The 14949-nt window shown below is 56.5% G+C and carries 15 protein-coding genes and 1 pseudogene; 10 read left to right on the top strand and 6 right to left on the bottom strand.

The genetic code is table 11. The features are described from left to right. The first annotated feature begins 43 nt into the window (after positions 1 to 43). Positions 44 to 1057 (top strand): endolytic transglycosylase MltG, encoded by a 1014-nt coding sequence (gene mltG / locus H9L05_RS12005; RefSeq protein ID WP_187731199.1) that lies wholly within the window; start codon positions 44 to 46, stop codon positions 1055 to 1057. 165 nt (positions 1058 to 1222) lie between these two features. Here the strand turns inward: mltG and H9L05_RS12000 are convergent, their stop codons facing one another. Together H9L05_RS12000 and H9L05_RS11995 are read right to left on the bottom strand one after the other, a co-directional pair. Beyond that, a complete protein-coding gene (locus H9L05_RS12000) occupies positions 1223 to 1555 on the bottom strand; it encodes a hypothetical protein (RefSeq protein WP_187731198.1) in 333 nt (110 codons plus the stop codon). 29 nt (positions 1556 to 1584) lie between these two features. Continuing rightward, positions 1585 to 2694: a hypothetical protein gene (locus tag H9L05_RS11995; protein ID WP_187731197.1), complete on the bottom strand. Its 1110-nt coding sequence runs from the start codon at positions 2692 to 2694 to the stop codon at positions 1585 to 1587. A 136-nt stretch (positions 2695 to 2830) separates the two neighbouring features. On the opposite strand from H9L05_RS11995, the pseudogene dtd reads away from it, so the two are divergent. Together dtd and H9L05_RS11985 are read left to right on the top strand one after the other, a co-directional pair. After that, positions 2831 to 3279 (top strand): annotated as a pseudogene (dtd, locus tag H9L05_RS11990) (D-aminoacyl-tRNA deacylase). Positions 3280 to 3339: 60 nt separating this feature from the next. Beyond that, positions 3340 to 3666: a nucleotide pyrophosphohydrolase gene (locus H9L05_RS11985; protein WP_187731196.1), complete on the top strand. Its 327-nt coding sequence runs from the start codon at positions 3340 to 3342 to the stop codon at positions 3664 to 3666. Between the two features lie 158 nt (positions 3667 to 3824). Here H9L05_RS11985 and H9L05_RS11980 read toward each other — a convergent pair whose 3' ends face one another. Continuing rightward, positions 3825 to 4538 (bottom strand): 2-phosphosulfolactate phosphatase, encoded by a 714-nt coding sequence (locus tag H9L05_RS11980; protein WP_187731195.1) that lies wholly within the window; start codon positions 4536 to 4538, stop codon positions 3825 to 3827. Between the two features lie 134 nt (positions 4539 to 4672). Further along, positions 4673 to 5776, bottom strand: coding sequence for a glycine cleavage system aminomethyltransferase GcvT (gene gcvT / locus H9L05_RS11975; protein WP_187731194.1), 1104 nt, complete (start codon positions 5774 to 5776; stop codon positions 4673 to 4675). A gap of 203 nt (positions 5777 to 5979) precedes the next feature. Here gcvT and H9L05_RS11970 point away from each other — a divergent pair, with 203 nt between their 5' ends. The 3 genes from H9L05_RS11970 to H9L05_RS11960 all read left to right on the top strand — a co-directional run bounded on the left by H9L05_RS11970 (position 5980) and on the right by H9L05_RS11960 (position 8440). After that, the gene (locus tag H9L05_RS11970; RefSeq protein ID WP_187731193.1) at positions 5980 to 6375 is read left to right on the top strand and encodes a CZB domain-containing protein; all 396 of its coding nucleotides are present in this window, start codon (positions 5980 to 5982) and stop codon (positions 6373 to 6375) included. Between the two features lie 21 nt (positions 6376 to 6396). Next, positions 6397 to 7929, top strand: a complete 1533-nt coding sequence (locus tag H9L05_RS11965) for a sensor histidine kinase (RefSeq protein ID WP_187731192.1) — start codon at positions 6397 to 6399, stop codon at positions 7927 to 7929. A gap of 64 nt (positions 7930 to 7993) precedes the next feature. Beyond that, positions 7994 to 8440: a response regulator gene (locus H9L05_RS11960; RefSeq protein ID WP_187731191.1), complete on the top strand. Its 447-nt coding sequence runs from the start codon at positions 7994 to 7996 to the stop codon at positions 8438 to 8440. 83 nt (positions 8441 to 8523) lie between these two features. Here the strand turns inward: H9L05_RS11960 and H9L05_RS11955 are convergent, their stop codons facing one another. After that, the gene (locus tag H9L05_RS11955) at positions 8524 to 9099 is read right to left on the bottom strand and encodes a ribonuclease HII (RefSeq protein ID WP_187731190.1); all 576 of its coding nucleotides are present in this window, start codon (positions 9097 to 9099) and stop codon (positions 8524 to 8526) included. A 136-nt stretch (positions 9100 to 9235) separates the two neighbouring features. After that, complete coding sequence (locus tag H9L05_RS11950) at positions 9236 to 9481, bottom strand: hypothetical protein (protein ID WP_187310123.1); 246 nt, start codon at positions 9479 to 9481, stop codon at positions 9236 to 9238. A gap of 417 nt (positions 9482 to 9898) precedes the next feature. Here H9L05_RS11950 and H9L05_RS11945 point away from each other — a divergent pair, with 417 nt between their 5' ends. The 4 genes from H9L05_RS11945 (at position 9899) to H9L05_RS11930 (ending at position 14934) form a co-directional block, all read left to right on the top strand. Next, positions 9899 to 10492, top strand: a complete 594-nt coding sequence (locus tag H9L05_RS11945; protein ID WP_187731189.1) for an NUDIX domain-containing protein — start codon at positions 9899 to 9901, stop codon at positions 10490 to 10492. A 226-nt stretch (positions 10493 to 10718) separates the two neighbouring features. Next, complete coding sequence (locus H9L05_RS11940; protein WP_187731188.1) at positions 10719 to 11558, top strand: lysophospholipid acyltransferase family protein; 840 nt, start codon at positions 10719 to 10721, stop codon at positions 11556 to 11558. A gap of 26 nt (positions 11559 to 11584) precedes the next feature. Beyond that, positions 11585 to 11872 (top strand): Asp-tRNA(Asn)/Glu-tRNA(Gln) amidotransferase subunit GatC, encoded by a 288-nt coding sequence (gatC, locus tag H9L05_RS11935; protein ID WP_084446469.1) that lies wholly within the window; start codon positions 11585 to 11587, stop codon positions 11870 to 11872. A gap of 1091 nt (positions 11873 to 12963) precedes the next feature. Further along, entirely contained in the window at positions 12964 to 14934 is a 1971-nt protein-coding gene (locus H9L05_RS11930) for a hypothetical protein (protein WP_187731187.1), read from the top strand. Positions 14935 to 14949 lie beyond the last annotated feature (15 nt).

The following is a 14949-nucleotide window of genomic DNA, read 5'->3' as shown; positions in this document are numbered from 1 at the left end:
CTTCTCACTCCTCAACGCGGCGCTGGCGCTGGCTGGGGGCATTTTGCTGGCCTTCGTTTTAGTAGCGGGAGGCATGGGACTTTATGCGGCCTGGCGCGTGTGGTGGAAACCCAACGTGGCTGTTTCGCCTTTTGGGCCCGCGTACCTGTACATCCGGACGGGGTCTTCGTTTCAGGCGGTGCTCGATTCTATCCGGCGGCAGGATCTGCTCATTGACACGGAGGCTTTCGCTTGGCTGGCTGAGCATCGGGAGTACCCAAGGCAGGTGCGGCCGGGCCGGTATCGGCTGGAAGGCGGCTTGGGCAATGATGCTCTGCTCGATAAGCTGATGAATGGTCAGCAGGATACGGTAGCTTTTGAGCTGAACGCATTCAAGTACAAGCCGCAGCTGGTAGGTCAAATTGCCCCCCAGATAGAAGCCGACTCGGCCAAGCTGCGTGCTTTACTCCAGGATAACAGCTTTTTGCGCCGCCGCTACCAGCTTGACACGACGACGGTATTGACCATGTTTTTGCCCGGTCCCTACCGCTTTCTGTGGAATACGTCGGCCGAGCAGTTTCTCGATTCGGCCGCGGCCGTGCATCGGCGGTTCTGGACGCCGGAGCGCCGGCGGCGTGCCGATTCTTTGCAGCTTTCGCCCGTGCAGGTGCATGTGCTGGCCAGCATCGTGCAGCGTGAAACGGCTAAGCCGGAGGATAAGCCCATCATTGCGGGCGTGTATCTCAACCGACTGCGCCAGGGCATGCGCCTGCAAGCCGACCCAACGCTGCTGTGGGCCATTGGCAACTTCGGGGTGCGGCGCGTGCTCAATAAAGACAAGCTGGTGGATTCGCCCTACAACACCTACAAGCGCAAAGGTTTGCCCCCCGGACCCATCACTTCCGCCAATCGTCAAAGTCTGAACGCGGTGCTCAAGCCTGCCACGCACGACTATCTTTTCTTCTGCGCCCGCCCCGACTTCAGCGGCTACTCCGATTTCGCCGCCACCTACGCCGAACACCGCCGCAACGCCCGCCGCTACCAACGCACGCTGGATAGTTTGAAGATTAGGCGGTAAGGATTGGGGACCTAATTATTATAATCCTTCCCTTAACCGTCATGCAGAGCGGTAGCGAAGCATCTCGCGCGCAGTCGTCAGGGTTAGCATTGCAACGAAGCGCGCGAGATGCTTCGCTGCGCTCTGCATGACGGTCTTATAAATAATCAGTTGCTTGATATACACTTAATCAAGGCCAATTATCCGCAGTTGAAAGGAGTCGCGGGCGGCGGCTTGCTGGCGGGCTAGCGTTTGGTGATACGTCAGGCCAGTGTATTCTGAGTGTTCGAGGAAAAGCAAAGGAGCTGTAAGCTGCAACTCAGGCCAGGCAGCCACCACCGGCTCACGACGCAGGGCTTCAAACCGATGAACGCCCGCCACGCGCCAGTAGGAATCGAGCAGCACGTAGCGGTGGCCTTGCTGGCGCAAGGCAGGCAATTGTTTTTCATCGGTAACGACAGCGACTGGCATCGGCTCAACGAACGGAGCCGCCCCCTGCCCTATCGTACTGAGCAGCATATCAACTTGTTGATCCTGAAGCCACGTCGCTACTTGCGGGTAATTGGTAGGCGCATATGCATATACTTCGCGCTCGATCCGGTACACATTGAATCCAATAGCCAGCACCACCAGCACGCCCAATATTTTACCGGAAACCAGTTGGCGCAGGCTGAGGAAAGCCAGGGCATAGAACACGCCGTAAGCCAGCAGAAGCCCGCGGGGGCTTTTATAAGCAGCGACATACCGGCCAAGAAGCAGTAGCCCCATACGGCTAGGTAGCACACCAGATTGGGCTGCCGCAGCTGCTGAAACAACTCCCGCCGCCACATCACCGGCGCCGCCAGCAGCGTCAAGAGCACCAGCGGCGACTCGAAGTCGCGCATGAAGTAGGCGTAGTAGAGTACATCGAAGCGGAAGATGCCGACGTTGCCGGCCAGATTAGGCTCCCCGCGCATGATGAGGCCGTAATACACAGCGGGCCAATGGCGCTGCAAAGGCAACCCGGCCGCCCAACTTACTAAGCCCAGCACCACGAACGGCGCAACCAGAATTGCGAATACCCGCCAAGCATTACCACGCCGAAGAAGCAGGCCATCGGCGGTTAGCAGCTCGAAAGCAACCAGAATTGGTATTGTAAACAGGAAGCGGTAGTTGAAGCTGATGCCCAGCATAAGCCAGACGGCTGCGCGCAGCAAGGTTTGGCGGCTGGGCGCCTGCAAACGATGATAATAAGCCCGCAGCAGGCCCGCAAATACCAGCACGTTGCCGGAATTCATAGTAAAGTCGCGGCCCGAGAAAGTCAGAAATACGGCGGTGCCGATGAACAGCGCTAAGCCTGCCGTTTCCCAAGCGGAAAGCCGAGCTTCGCGCCCGACAAACGTTGCCAGGCTGCCGACAGCAGCCACGCTCACCAAGGAATTGACGTGTTGGAGAACATGAAAATTGCCCCCCAGCCAGACAAAAGGCGCGAATATCAAATAAAACAGCGGGGCGCCCTGATGAAACAAATGCGTGAGGTTGCCGGCGGCTACTTCCTGCACTATTTGCCAGTTACGAACTGAGTCATAATCGGGCAAAGCGGCGCCCGCCAATCCGTACAGGCGCACGGCCGCTACTACCAGTAAAGCCAGAAACAGTAGCAACGAACGCTGATTCAAGGGGCATCAAACCGTTAATGGTGAGCGGCCCAAATCAGGCCTCTTCATTTGAGAAGGCAAGATTAAGGGTTTACTTGCGGTGGTGCCACGACTTTTTTCGTCGTAGCACCACTGTTCAACTTACTTATTTACCAACATGCGCGTAGTAGTTCAGCGGGTGCGTGAGGCCCGCGTGGTAGTGGAGGGCCGAGCGGTAGGAGAAATAGGCCCAGGAGTGCTGGTGCTGGCCGGATTTGCCCCCACGATGATGCCAAGTCACTTGACTGGATGGCGCGCAAGCTTGTGCAGCTGCGCATCTTCTCCGACGAGGAAGGCAAGATGAATCGTAGCGTGCAGGACATTGGGGGGCAAATATTGGTAGTCAGCCAGTTTACGCTGCTCGCCGATGCACGCAAAGGCAACCGCCCCAGCTACATAGGTGCCGCCGCGCCGCCATTGGCCGATGCGCTCTACCAGCAATTCGTGCGGCAAGTGGAAGAATTGCTCGGCCAGCCTGTGCCCACCGGCGAGTTTGGGGCCGATATGCAGGTAAGCCTGCTCAACGATGGCCCGGTTACGCTCGTGCTCGATTCGCCGGAAAAATGAACTTGTGAAAGGTGAAGTTGTGAACTCACCTTTCACTATCTCACCTTTCACAACTTCACTATGACCATTGAAGAAGCCCAACAAACCGTCGATACCTGGATTCAGACTACGGGCGTGCGGTATTTCAACGAGCTGACCAACATGGCCATGCTCACGGAAGAAGTGGGCGAAGTGGCCCGCATCATCGCGCGTCAATACGGCGAGCAGTCGTTTAAAGAATCTGACAAAGGCAAGGTATTGGCCGACGAGCTGGCCGATGTACTGTTCGTAGTGATTTGTTTGGCCAACCAAACCGGTGTGAATCTGACGGAAGCGCTGGCGAAGAACCTGGAGAAAAAAACCAAGCGCGACGCCACGCGCCACCACGACAACGAGAAGTTGCGCTAAGCTGAGATTCCAGTAGCGCTCGCATCGCAAAAACGGTTGTCATGCAGAGCAAAGCAAAGCATCTCGCGTGCTGAGGAGAGATTACTAATATAAATGCGCGAGCGAGATGCTTCGCTTTGCTCTGCATGACCACCGTTTAATTTACTTCATCAGCTCTGTCACAGGGCTACGATTCGTCCATCTTGCCAGATAGGAACAATGTTATACTCGTCCAAGCGAATACAAAAATCCATATCCTGATTTACTTCCAGACTGTTGAGACGGCGCACGTGGGATGATTGGAGCAAGTAGCCCGCCAGGTCAGGATTGGCGAGCTGCCACAGATGCAGCGCGGCCAGCGTCGCGTCGCTGCTGCTGATATCGAAGCCGTCAGCCAGGCGTTCAGCCAAAGCGCCACCGTAGAGCGTGTCTTCCAGATTAAACATGCCTTTCCACCCGGCGCACACGACTACCACGTCTTTCTGCTGCTGGCGCAGGAACTGGGCTACTGCCTCCAGGTTTAAAAAGGCCCCCAGCACCACTGCATCGGCACTCAAGGAAAGGTGAATGGCACGCGTACCGTTGGTAGTGGTAATAGCAACCGCGCGCTCCTGCACGGCCACTTTGCCATCGAGGTAGCCAAAGGGCGAATTACCCAGATCAACGCCTTCGGCTTGCAGGCCGTCGCGCTCAGCGGCGGTGAGGTAGCCCTGGGGGGCAAATTCGCGGCACTCGGCCAACTCCGCCACCGGCACGATATGCGTAACACCCGCCGCCAGCGCCGTAACCATAGAAGAAGTAGCGCGCAGAATATCAACCACCACCGCCACCTTCCCCCGCAGATTATACAGCGGCAGCAGCTCAGGCGAAAAGCAAACGTCGAGAGTGGGCATTTTTAATGAACAAAAAACAGAACGTCATGCAGAGCAAAGCGAAGCATCTCGCTCGCGGTAGTGGGATTACTACTCCCGCATCAGCACGCGAGATGCTTCACTTTGCTCTGCATGACGTTCTTTAATAGTATTTCTTACTCTTCGGTACCTTTCACGAAAGGCAGCTTCACGACCGTGGCGGGCAGGTTTTTGCCGCGCACTTGCACGAAAACCTTGCTGCCGGGCGTGCTGAACTCCGTTTTTACGTAGCCTAATCCAACTCCTTTGCCCAACGAGGGCGACTGGGTGCCGGAGGTTACTTCGCCAATCTTGGTTCCGGCCTCGTCTACCAGCTCGTAATGGCTGCGCGGAATGCCGCCGCTGTCCATCAGGAAACCGACCAGCTTGCGGCTTATGCCTTGCTCTTTCTGCTTTTTGAGGTTTTCAGCGTTGGTGAAGTCTTTGGTAAACTTGGTTACCCAACCTAAGCCTGCCTCCAAGGGTGACGTAGCATCGTCGATGTCGTTGCCGTAGAGGCAGTAGCCCATTTCCAGGCGTAGCGTATCGCGGGCACCCAGTCCGATGGGCTTTATGCCAAACGCTGCACCGGCGGCCATAATTTTCTCCCACACGTCGCGGGCACTTTCATTGGGCACATACAGCTCAAAGCCGCCCGCGCCGGTGTAGCCCGTGGCCGAAATAATGACATTGGGAGCGCCAGCAAACGTGCCTTGCACAAAAGAGTAGTACGGAATACTGCTCAGATCTACATCCGTCAGACTTTGCAGCGCGGCGGCAGCTTTGGGGCCTTGCACGGCAAACAGACTGATCTGATCCGAGATGTTTTCCATCTCCACGCCTTCCGTGTTATGCTGGCTGATCCAGTTCCAGTCTTTCTCAATATTGGAAGCATTCACGACCAGCAGATAATCATTTTCGGCCAAGCGATACACGAGCAGATCGTCCACGATGCCGCCTTCGTTATTCGGCAGGCAGGCGTACTGGGCTTTGCCGTCTACGAGCTTGCTGGCGTCGTTGCTGGTCACGCGCTGAATCAGGTCGAGGGCTTTGGGGCCGCGCACCCGGAATTCGCCCATGTGCGACACGTCGAAAATACCGACGGCCCGACGCACGGTGTGGTGCTCATCAAGGTCGGAAGAGTAGCGCACAGGCATGTTGTAGCCCGCAAAGGGCACCATTTTGGCCCCCAGCTGCTGGTGTACGTCGTTGAGGGTAACGGTTTTGAGGTCTTCGGCCATCGGTAAGATAAATGAGGTACGTGGGTGGGTTCTGGGGGGCAAAACTAGCCATTTCTAGCGGCTGGGCTACTTAACCGCGCTTACGACCTTTGAGTTATCGCACGCAAGGGCCAGAACGCGCGAACAAAGAGCCTGTTTTTCTCGTTGCTCGGGGCGAATCCGTACAGAAAGTCTGCATCAGCTCAGTGGGACTTTGGCACTTCATGGGCGACGTTTCTATGCACGAAGATTTAAAACAGGAGTTTGAAATGGCTCAGGTTAGGCACCTGTTGTTCAAATCGAAGCTCCGCTCCGCCCTTTATGGCAGCGGCACCGCTGAGGCGCCCATACGGGATGCGCAAGTATGCGCCCTCGGCGTCTGGATTCGGGAGCGGGCATTGGTGGCGTATGCGCATCTGCCCGAAAGTCGCGAGCTGGATAAAGCGCATCAGCAGATTCATAAGGAAGCCAGCCGCTTACTTGATTTACGCCAGACTGGCCAGGTGGAGCAAGCCATTGCCGGCCTAAGCTCCGTACAAGGCTACGTAGACGAGATTGCGCGCCTGCTACGCACCATGGAGCAAAAGCTGCGCGCCGAAAGTCCAGGTTTGGGCCGGTAGTCTCGTTTATTACCGCCCCGCATGAAGCTCAAGCTTTCTACCAAACTCTTCGCCGGCTTTCTGGCTATCTCGGTCCTGTTTGCGGCAGTGGTAATTATCAATTACCAGCTGTCGCGCAAGGTGCTGCGCAACTCATTGCGGGTGGAAGAATCGCAGCTGCGGACGGAAGAAGCCACCACGCTGCTCCGCAATATCATCGACATGGAAACAGGCTTTCGTGGCTATATGCTCGTGGGCAACGAGGCCATGCTAGAGCCTTACCACGTAGGCGAGCGCAACCTATTGGGCCGCTTCGTGAATCTCCGCCAGCAAATGCCCCTCGATAGTCCCCAACGCGGCCGCCTGGAGCGGGCCCAGCGCTTGTTTCAGCAGTGGGCGTCTTACTCTCACTTAATGATCAGTGAAAAGCGCGAAGCGCTGCGCCGCAACCCCGATCAGGTGGCCCTCGAAGGCCTGGAGCATAGATTGCTGGCGGAAGGTCTGACAGGCAAACTGCTCATGGACCAGATTCGGGCATTGTTTAATGGGTTTGAGGCCGATGAGCTGGCGGCCCGTCTTGAGCGGCGCGACAAGCTCACCGATAGTATTCAGCAAACCCGTATGCTGTCTATCTCCCTCACCATCATTGCCGTAGCTATGGGCCTTGTGTGGGCTACGTATATCACCCGCCTGCTGGCCCAGCGTATCGCTATGATGCTGGACTTGTCGCGGCGCGTGGCGGGGGGCGATTACCAAACCCAGTTGAAGGATACCGATCAGGATGAACTGAGCGAGCTGGTGACGTCCTTGAATACGATGGCCCGCACCATCGGCTCGACCATTACGCAGCTGGAGCGGCGCAACAATGAGCTGGACCAATTTGCCTACGTTGTTTCCCATGATTTGAAAGCGCCTCTGCGCGGCATTGAAAGCGCCTCCCGCTGGATTGAGGAAGATATGGGCCAGGAGGTACCCGACCACATTCGCGAATTTTTGCAGCTTATGCGTACTCGTGTGCACCGCATGGAAAACCTGATTAGCGGCATTCTGGAGCTGGCGCGGGTGGGTCGTACGGCCCAGGCTCAGGAGCGCGTAAACGTGCGGGAGCTGCTCACCGAAATCATCGACTCGCTGGCTCCGCCGGATGGGTTTAAAGTTGAACTGCCGAGTTATCTGCCCACTCTTATTACTAACCGCGTACAGCTACAGCAGGTATTTACCAACCTGATCAGCAACGCTTTCAAATATCACGACCACCCCGAAACGGGCACTGTGCGGATCAGCTGCCGCGAAGACCGCCAACAGTACACCTTTTCCATTGCCGATAACGGGCCGGGCATCGATCCGGAGTATCACGAGCGGATATTCGTGATTTTTCAGACGCTTACTGACCGTGATACACTGGAAAGCACCGGCGTAGGGCTGGCTATTGTCAAGAAGATAGTGGAGCGCCAGGGAGGCACCATCAGGATAGAATCGGCTGAAGGTCAGGGGGCAATTTTCACCTTTACCTGGCCCAAACTGGCTGTGGCGGAAGCCGGTCGTGCTACAGAAGCGGGAGTTCGGACAGCCTAATTTGCCCCCCAGTCGTATAGGGAGCCAGAAACGAGTTCTTTTACCGCTTCAGTTTCTGTGTTCTATGTCGCTCGAAACCACTACTACCCCTAGTATCCTGCTCGTTGAAGATGACCAGATGGATGTCATGAACGTGCAGCGCGAACTGCGTAAGCACGACATCGACGTGCCGCTTCATCTGGCCCGCAACGGCCGTGAGGCGCTTAATTTGCTGCGCGGCGAAAATGGCCAGGAGAAAATAGCCAAGCCCAATGTGGTGATGCTCGACATTAACATGCCGCGCATGAATGGCCTGGAACTACTCGAAGCCCTCCGCTCCGACCCCGAATTCGTGGGTCTGAACGTCTTCATCATGACCACTTCCGACCTTGAAGCCGACCGACTTAAAGCCAGCGAGCTGGCCGTTAGCGGCTACATCGTGAAGCCCCTGAGCTTTGACAAATTCGGGGAGGGCGCCACGACAGTTGACGGCTTCAGCCTTTTTCTGGATTTGCTGCAGATGAAAGGGTAAAAGGTGAATTTGTGAAGTGCTGAATTTGCTGTTCTGAAGGCGCAAACCAAATATCAAACTCACCATTTCACAATTTCACCTTTTTACAGCAGCCGGAAGCCCATGCGGTGATGCTCCGTGGGGCCGTGCTTTCGAATGGCGTCGCGGTGCGTTTTGGTGGGGTAGCCCGCGTTCTGCTCCCAGCCATACTCCGGAAATTCCGCCGCTAAAGCCCGCATACGCTCGTCGCGAAACGTTTTGGCCAGCACGGACGCCGCAGCTATGCTGGCATAGCGCCCATCACCGGCTACGAAGCATGTATGCTCAATTTCCGGATAAGCCCGAAACCGGTTGCCATCCACAATCAGGTGCGTGGGCGCTACAGGAAGCGCAGCTACCGCCCGATGCATGGCTAAGTAGCTGGCCTGCGCGATATTAATACTGGCAATTTCGGTGGGTGAAGCCTCAGCTACGGCCCATGCCACCGCGCCTGCGCATATTTCAGCCTTCACCAGCTCACGCCGACGGGCCGTCATCTGCTTGGAGTCGTTGAGGAAGGCGGAAGTGAAGCTGGGGGGCAAAATTACCGCCGCCGCAAACACTGGTCCGGCTAGGCAGCCCCGACCGGCTTCGTCGAGGCCTGCTTCGAGCGGTTCGTGCGTGTGAGAAATAAGGAGCATAGTAGCCGCGAAAGTAAGCAGTCAGCTTTGCTTGCGGCACTTGTGCCAACAGAAAAGGCTTTCCCTACGGCCAGTAGCGCCGCGGGGAAAGCCTTTTTAGGTAACGAACTATAGATCTGCTGAAGGGCAGAGCAGGTTATTTGTGGTCGCCGGCGTTGCTACCGATTACGGGAGCATCATTTTCGCCACGCCGGAAGCCTTGGCTATCGCGTGGGCCTTCGTCTAAGGCTTCATCTTCTTCAGTGGTGATGTACTCATTGGTGAGTGGGCCGAGGCCGCCGGTTTTCTGAGCCAGCTCGGCTTCTGCCTGCGCGTGCTTGAGGTTGAAGAGCGGGTCGCCGGGCTGGGGCTGAGCTGCTTGCTTTTTGGGTTGGTTAGCCATAGAAATAGTAGAGACCACCCGGGATGTTTGCGGGCGGTTATAGCTTGGTACGAGCATTATCCGCCCGAGGTTGGTGCACGATTACGGCCATCCGGCTGGCTAGCCCCAAACACAAAAAAGCCCACTGCATAGTGCAATGGGCTTTTTTGTGCGTCGACGGTCTGTTGTTATTCACCCTACTCCTAGGTCCGATCGGCGCCCCACGGGAAGATTCTTCCTTTCCACAACCTCTCCCCGCAGGTACTTATAATATTGATACAAAAGTATTATCTGTCAGCCATTTAAGCGAAAGGTTTTGGACCAACTCCGGCTATTACCCGCCCAACCTGCACTTTCTCCCGACGGACGCCTTGCTTGGTCTCTCTTCGGTCAGCGCCTTACCTTTACGCTTCTTATTCTTCGTCGCTATACATTCTCATGCCGCACTCAGCACCCTCCGATTTCGACCCGAATCATAACCCCTGGCAAGTAATCAGCACCGCGCTGCAATACCAGAATCCGTGGATTACGGTGCGCGAAGACCAGGTAATAAACCCCGGCGGCGGTCGGGGCATTTATGGAGTGGTAAGCATGAAAAACAAGGCCATCGGCATTGTACCGCTGGATGCGGATGGCAATACTTGGCTGGTGGGCCAGTACCGCTACACGCTGAATGAGTACTCATGGGAAATCCCGATGGGCGGCGGACCAATTGAGCTAGACGTGCTGGAATCGGCGCAGCGGGAGCTGCGCGAGGAAACGGGCTTGCTGGCTCAGCGCTGGACTACTATTTCGCGCATTCATACCTCCAACTCGGTTACAGATGAGGAAGGCTTCATTTTTCTGGCCGAAGACTTAGAACAGGGCGATGTAGAGCCCGAGGAAACCGAAGATCTGCGCCTGTGGAAGCTGCCGTTAGCCGAAGCTATTCGGATGGTAATGGATGACCGCATTACGGATGCCATCAGTGTAGCCGGCCTACTCAAAGCAGAGAAAGTACTGGCAAGTAGAGGGCAAGCCGCCGAAGCATGAGCTTGCGGCTACGCGCTGGATACGCTATTTTGCTTGTCAACCCTCGGCTGGAATTCATTCCCTTCATTCGTTTAATAATTCGCGTGAGCAAAACCGAGTAAGCTCGTCCCTATTCTTCTAAAAAGAGGCTTATCTCCGTGCTTCTAACTCCTATCTTCTAAATTTGCGCTATGCGTGACTTGCTGCGTTTTCTCGGACATCGGCTTTACACCACCTGGAGTACGTTTTGGTTTGTGATGCCCTTCGTGGTCACGTATCCGGCGCAGTGGGTGCTGGGGCGGCGGCCAATGTGGTATCGCCACCTGCACACGTTCAATCGGAGCTGGTCGATTATTTCGATTCGGATGTGGGGAATGCCCGTGGAGGTGGTGCGCAAAAACCAATTGCCCCCAGCCAACCTTGCGTGTACGTGGCCAACCACAGCTCTTACATCGACATTCCGATGCTATTCAAAGCCATTCCGGGCTTCTTGAATATCGTGGGTAAAAGCTCTTTGGCTAAAGTGCCGTTCTGGGGGCCATTATTTGGGCGCGTGTACATCACGGTAAACCGGGAAAGTGCGTTGAGTCGGGGCAGAGCCATTGTGCACGCCCGCAACGGGCTGGCGCAGGGCCGCTCGGTGGTTATTTTTCCGGAGGGCACTATTTCCAAAAAGCCCGGCGAGGAAATGATGCCCTTTAAAGACGGAGCTTTTCAGCTCGCTATTAGCGCCGGCGTGCCTATCGTGCCCGTCTCGATGCCGCTCAACCATCGTTTTTTGCCTGATCTGGATGGAGAGTTGCGGGTGCGCTATTCGCCCCTGCGCATCGTCCTCCACGACCCGATTCCGACGCATAACATGACGCTGGATGATGTGGAAGCCCTCAAGCAGCGCGCATTCGCTATTATTGCCAGCGAGTTTCGCCCCGATGCGGCTGGCCTACCAGAGCCCTCTCCCCGACCATTTTGGCGCTCCAGCAAAACGGAAGACAGCAAAAAAGCCCCCCAGCAGCTTTCTGGCTCCGCACCAAATACCCCTCAGACGCTAACCAACGGCAACGCCGAGCTTAGCCTTCCCAATTCTTAAGTATCCCTTTTAATTTTCTTACTATAGTGAGTACTGACCTTGCCACCCTACGCCAACTTGCCCATCTGGCCCGCCTCGAGTTCGACGCCACCAAGGAGCAGGAAATGCTCGGCGACCTGAACAAAATTCTGGATTGGGTAGCTGAGCTGCGCGAGCTCGACACCACCGACGTAGAACCTTTAGTGCATTTATCGCAGGAAATCAACGTATTGCGCCCCGACGAAGCCCAGAACACCATCAATCATCAGGATGGCTTGCGCAACGCGCCGCGCAAAGATTCGGACTACTTCCGCGTTCCAAAAGTGCTGGAATAACCGTTGGTGCCTACTCCCCTTGCATTGCCGCCCGCTCCGCGCCGGCGTGTTACCCTGCTTATTCTAGGTTTAGTGGCATTGCTAGCTGTTGGGCTGGCGTTGTTTCATTACTTCACCGGCTCCGAGCGGACTCTGCCCGTAGTTGCGGTGCCTCAGCTCACGCCCGTCCCAACCTCGCTCACGCCACTCAAAGTTGGCTTCGACGAGTTGGCTCTGCGGCTCAACGGCTACCTCGTTACGCAAACGTATGACGTAGCTGGCCCCTACGTGCAGCCTGAGGCGGCCATAGCCTGGCTGGGGCTGCTGGCGGTTTGTCTGGTGTATTTTCTAGCGGTAGTAAGCACCCTGGCCCGTCCGGCTTTTGTGGTGGGGATGGCGCTGGTTATCTTCCTGCTCATGTCGCTCAATGCCGACTTGCTCGGTGTATTTGACTCGTTACAGCAGTATTTTCTGGTGCTGGCCCTGGCGCTGCTGGGACTTCCGGCTTTTGCTTTTCACGCCTTCTGGCCCGCCGCAACGCTCGGGCAGCGGCTGCTCACATTTGCGGTATTGGTGGGTGCGTTGAGCGCCATTCTGCTGCTACAAAGCAACTTCTCACCTGCTTTCACGGCTCTGCATCTGACCAGCTACGCTACCGTAAGCGGGGCAGTAGTTTTTGTCCTGCTGGTACTGTGGGTAGCCTTCGAGAACATCCACGGGCTATTGTGGCTGAATACGCAGGCGGAAAATCCGGGCAGTCGGTTTGGTTTGCTGCCCTTTGTGCTGGCTAGCGTGCTTTACCTGGGCACGTTGCTGCTGTATTATCTGAACGACGGCGAAGTTCTGATTCTGCCCAACGTCCGCTTAGAGCCCTACTTGCTGCTGGTGCCGGCGGTACTGGTGGGTTGGCTAGGGCTGCGGCGGCGGGCGGCTACTTACGGCACTTGGGTTGGCTACTGGCCGGGCGCGGCGCATATTTATCTGATACTGGTGGCGCTGGCAGCCGGCAGCCTAGGCTATGCACTGGCTACGGCCAATGATCCGCTTATTACCGCCGGCCGCGATTTTACGGCTTTGGCTTTGCTGACCTGCGGGGGGCTTTTTTGCTATACGTGCTGCTCAATTTTGCCCCTCTTATCCGGCAGCGGCTGCGTGTTTACCGCGTGGTGTATGAGCCGCGTCGGCTGCCATTTTACACCGTTTATATCATCGGGATTGGAGCTTTGGGCATTGTGTCTATGCGCAACAACTTCTTTGTGCTCGACCAGGTCCGGGCGGGTTTCTACAACAACCTCGGCGACTTAAGCCGCCTGCAAAGCGAAGCAGATCCTACCAACGATGGCTTGGCGCTTTTATCGGAGCGATACTATGCCGAGAGCGACGTGTACGACCGGTTTAACCACCGCGCCAGCATGGGCCGGGCGGCGCTGTATCGGTTTCGCAGCCAGCGGCAGAATGAAATTAACGCCCTGCGCCGGGCCTTGAGTCGCGCCCCTTCTGAGAAAATATCCCTGCGGTTGGCGGCTTTGTTTAATGAGCCTTCCGACTTTTTCGACCGCCAGAAAACCTTGCAGGAAGGCATCAGAAATGCCCCCCAGAGTGCGCAGCTGGCTAACGACCTGGCACAGCTCTACTCCCGCTCCGCCCTCACCGACTCCGTCCTGTATTATCAGCAACGAGCCGCCACGCTGTCCCCCAATAATACCGTTGTACAGGCAAATCAGCTGGCTTTTTTGGTGCAGAATCAGGAGTGGAGGGCGGCACAGGAATTTTTGCGAGAAAATGCCCCCCAGACTCAGGATGTGGCTTTGCAAAGCAACGCCCTGCTTTTAGCCCAGCTTACCGGCGACACAAAAGCTACCGAAAACCCAATACTTGCTGATACTACCAAGGATCTGAGTGCCGCCGAGTTTGGCCGTCTTTACCACGCTGGCCTTCGCCGACTTGCCGCCCGTGATACGACGCTGCTTCCGGCTCTCACGCAGGCAGGCAATCGCCCCAGCAACAGTGCTTACTCTGAGCAGCTCACGTTTTTGCGCGCTTTAACGCAATACTCCGGAGGCCGACCTGTAACGGCGCAGGCAACGCTGCTGCCACTGGTTATTGGCAACTCGCCCAGCGCGGCGTACTACCAGCAAGTGCGGGCCATGTGGCTGCTGGACCAAGGGCTTTATGCCACGGCAGCCGCCTACTTCGCGGAAGCTGCCCGCAATGGCTTTACGGAAGCCGCCCTGCCACGCGCTTACGCATTTGCATTAGCGGGACAGCTTGATTCGGCTGAAGCGCAAGCTGCCGTAGCTGCCCGCGACCCAAACCCTGCGTTAGCTCGGCAGGGCCAGCGGCTACGAAGCATTCTCGCGCTGGATTTCGCCACCCAGTACCCATCGGCTCCCGACTCCATAAAAGCCCAGTATATCGTAGTCAGAGGGGCTACGGCAGCCAACCCTACGGCCCTACTGACAGCAGCCGAGACGATTGCGACGCCCGCAGCACGGCAGGTAGCGTTGCGGGCTCAACTACCGCGCGTTTTAGCTGCTGGTGATGCGGAGTCAGTGCGCGCCGCTTTGCAGCGACACGCACCTTCACCAACTACTAAAAATGTCACGGCCTCTGATTGGAATCTGCTGCGAGGCAAGCTTTACGTGCAAGCAAAGCAGCCCGATAAACTGCGCCAGCTAGTTAGCACGGCTTATTTTGCCCCCCAGCATCAGCCGTACCGTCTTTATTATCAGGCCACCCTTGCCGATAAACCCGCCGATGCTGCGCGTCGTTATGCGAAGCTTGTGAGGGAAGCGCCTTTCGTAACAGATGGCATTCTGGCCGCCGCCAATTTCCACACCCGTCAGCGCGATTATGCAACGGCGTACGATGTTCTGCTTAAAGGATTAGATTATAATCCTGAATCGACGCCACTGCTAAAGGCTTATGTATTAGCGGCTGTGCCCGCCGGCTTGGTGGCTTATACGGAGGCGCCGCTTGAGAAATTGCGCACATTGCTCGCCCCGGCGGAATATGCTACCTTTCGTAGTAAATACGAAGCTCAGCGCGCCGCCCAGGCCGCTGAGCTTGCTCCCTGGAACTAACCTGGCTCGCTGCTC

The organism is Hymenobacter qilianensis (assembly GCF_014489555.1).
Classification (GTDB): domain Bacteria; phylum Bacteroidota; class Bacteroidia; order Cytophagales; family Hymenobacteraceae; genus Hymenobacter; species Hymenobacter qilianensis.
The sequence above is the reverse complement of the archived record's forward strand: the minus strand, read 5'-3'. Positions and strand labels throughout refer to the sequence as shown.

Coding starts and splice junctions, on each gene's coding strand:
- H9L05_RS11960 (WP_187731191.1), top strand. CDS start 7,994: ATGTCGCTCGAAACCACTACTACCCCTAGTATCCTGCTCGTTGAAGAT.
- H9L05_RS11965 (WP_187731192.1), top strand. CDS start 6,397: ATGAAGCTCAAGCTTTCTACCAAACTCTTCGCCGGCTTTCTGGCTATC.
- H9L05_RS11970 (WP_187731193.1), top strand. CDS start 5,980: ATGGGCGACGTTTCTATGCACGAAGATTTAAAACAGGAGTTTGAAATG.
- H9L05_RS11980 (WP_187731195.1), bottom strand. CDS start 4,538: ATGCCCACTCTCGACGTTTGCTTTTCGCCTGAGCTGCTGCCGCTGTAT.
- H9L05_RS11945 (WP_187731189.1), top strand. CDS start 9,899: ATGCCGCACTCAGCACCCTCCGATTTCGACCCGAATCATAACCCCTGG.
- H9L05_RS11985 (WP_187731196.1), top strand. CDS start 3,340: ATGACCATTGAAGAAGCCCAACAAACCGTCGATACCTGGATTCAGACT.
- H9L05_RS11950 (WP_187310123.1), bottom strand. CDS start 9,481: ATGGCTAACCAACCCAAAAAGCAAGCAGCTCAGCCCCAGCCCGGCGAC.
- H9L05_RS11955 (WP_187731190.1), bottom strand. CDS start 9,099: ATGCTCCTTATTTCTCACACGCACGAACCGCTCGAAGCAGGCCTCGAC.
- gcvT (WP_187731194.1), bottom strand. CDS start 5,776: ATGGCCGAAGACCTCAAAACCGTTACCCTCAACGACGTACACCAGCAG.
- H9L05_RS12000 (WP_187731198.1), bottom strand. CDS start 1,555: ATGCTGCTCAGTACGATAGGGCAGGGGGCGGCTCCGTTCGTTGAGCCG.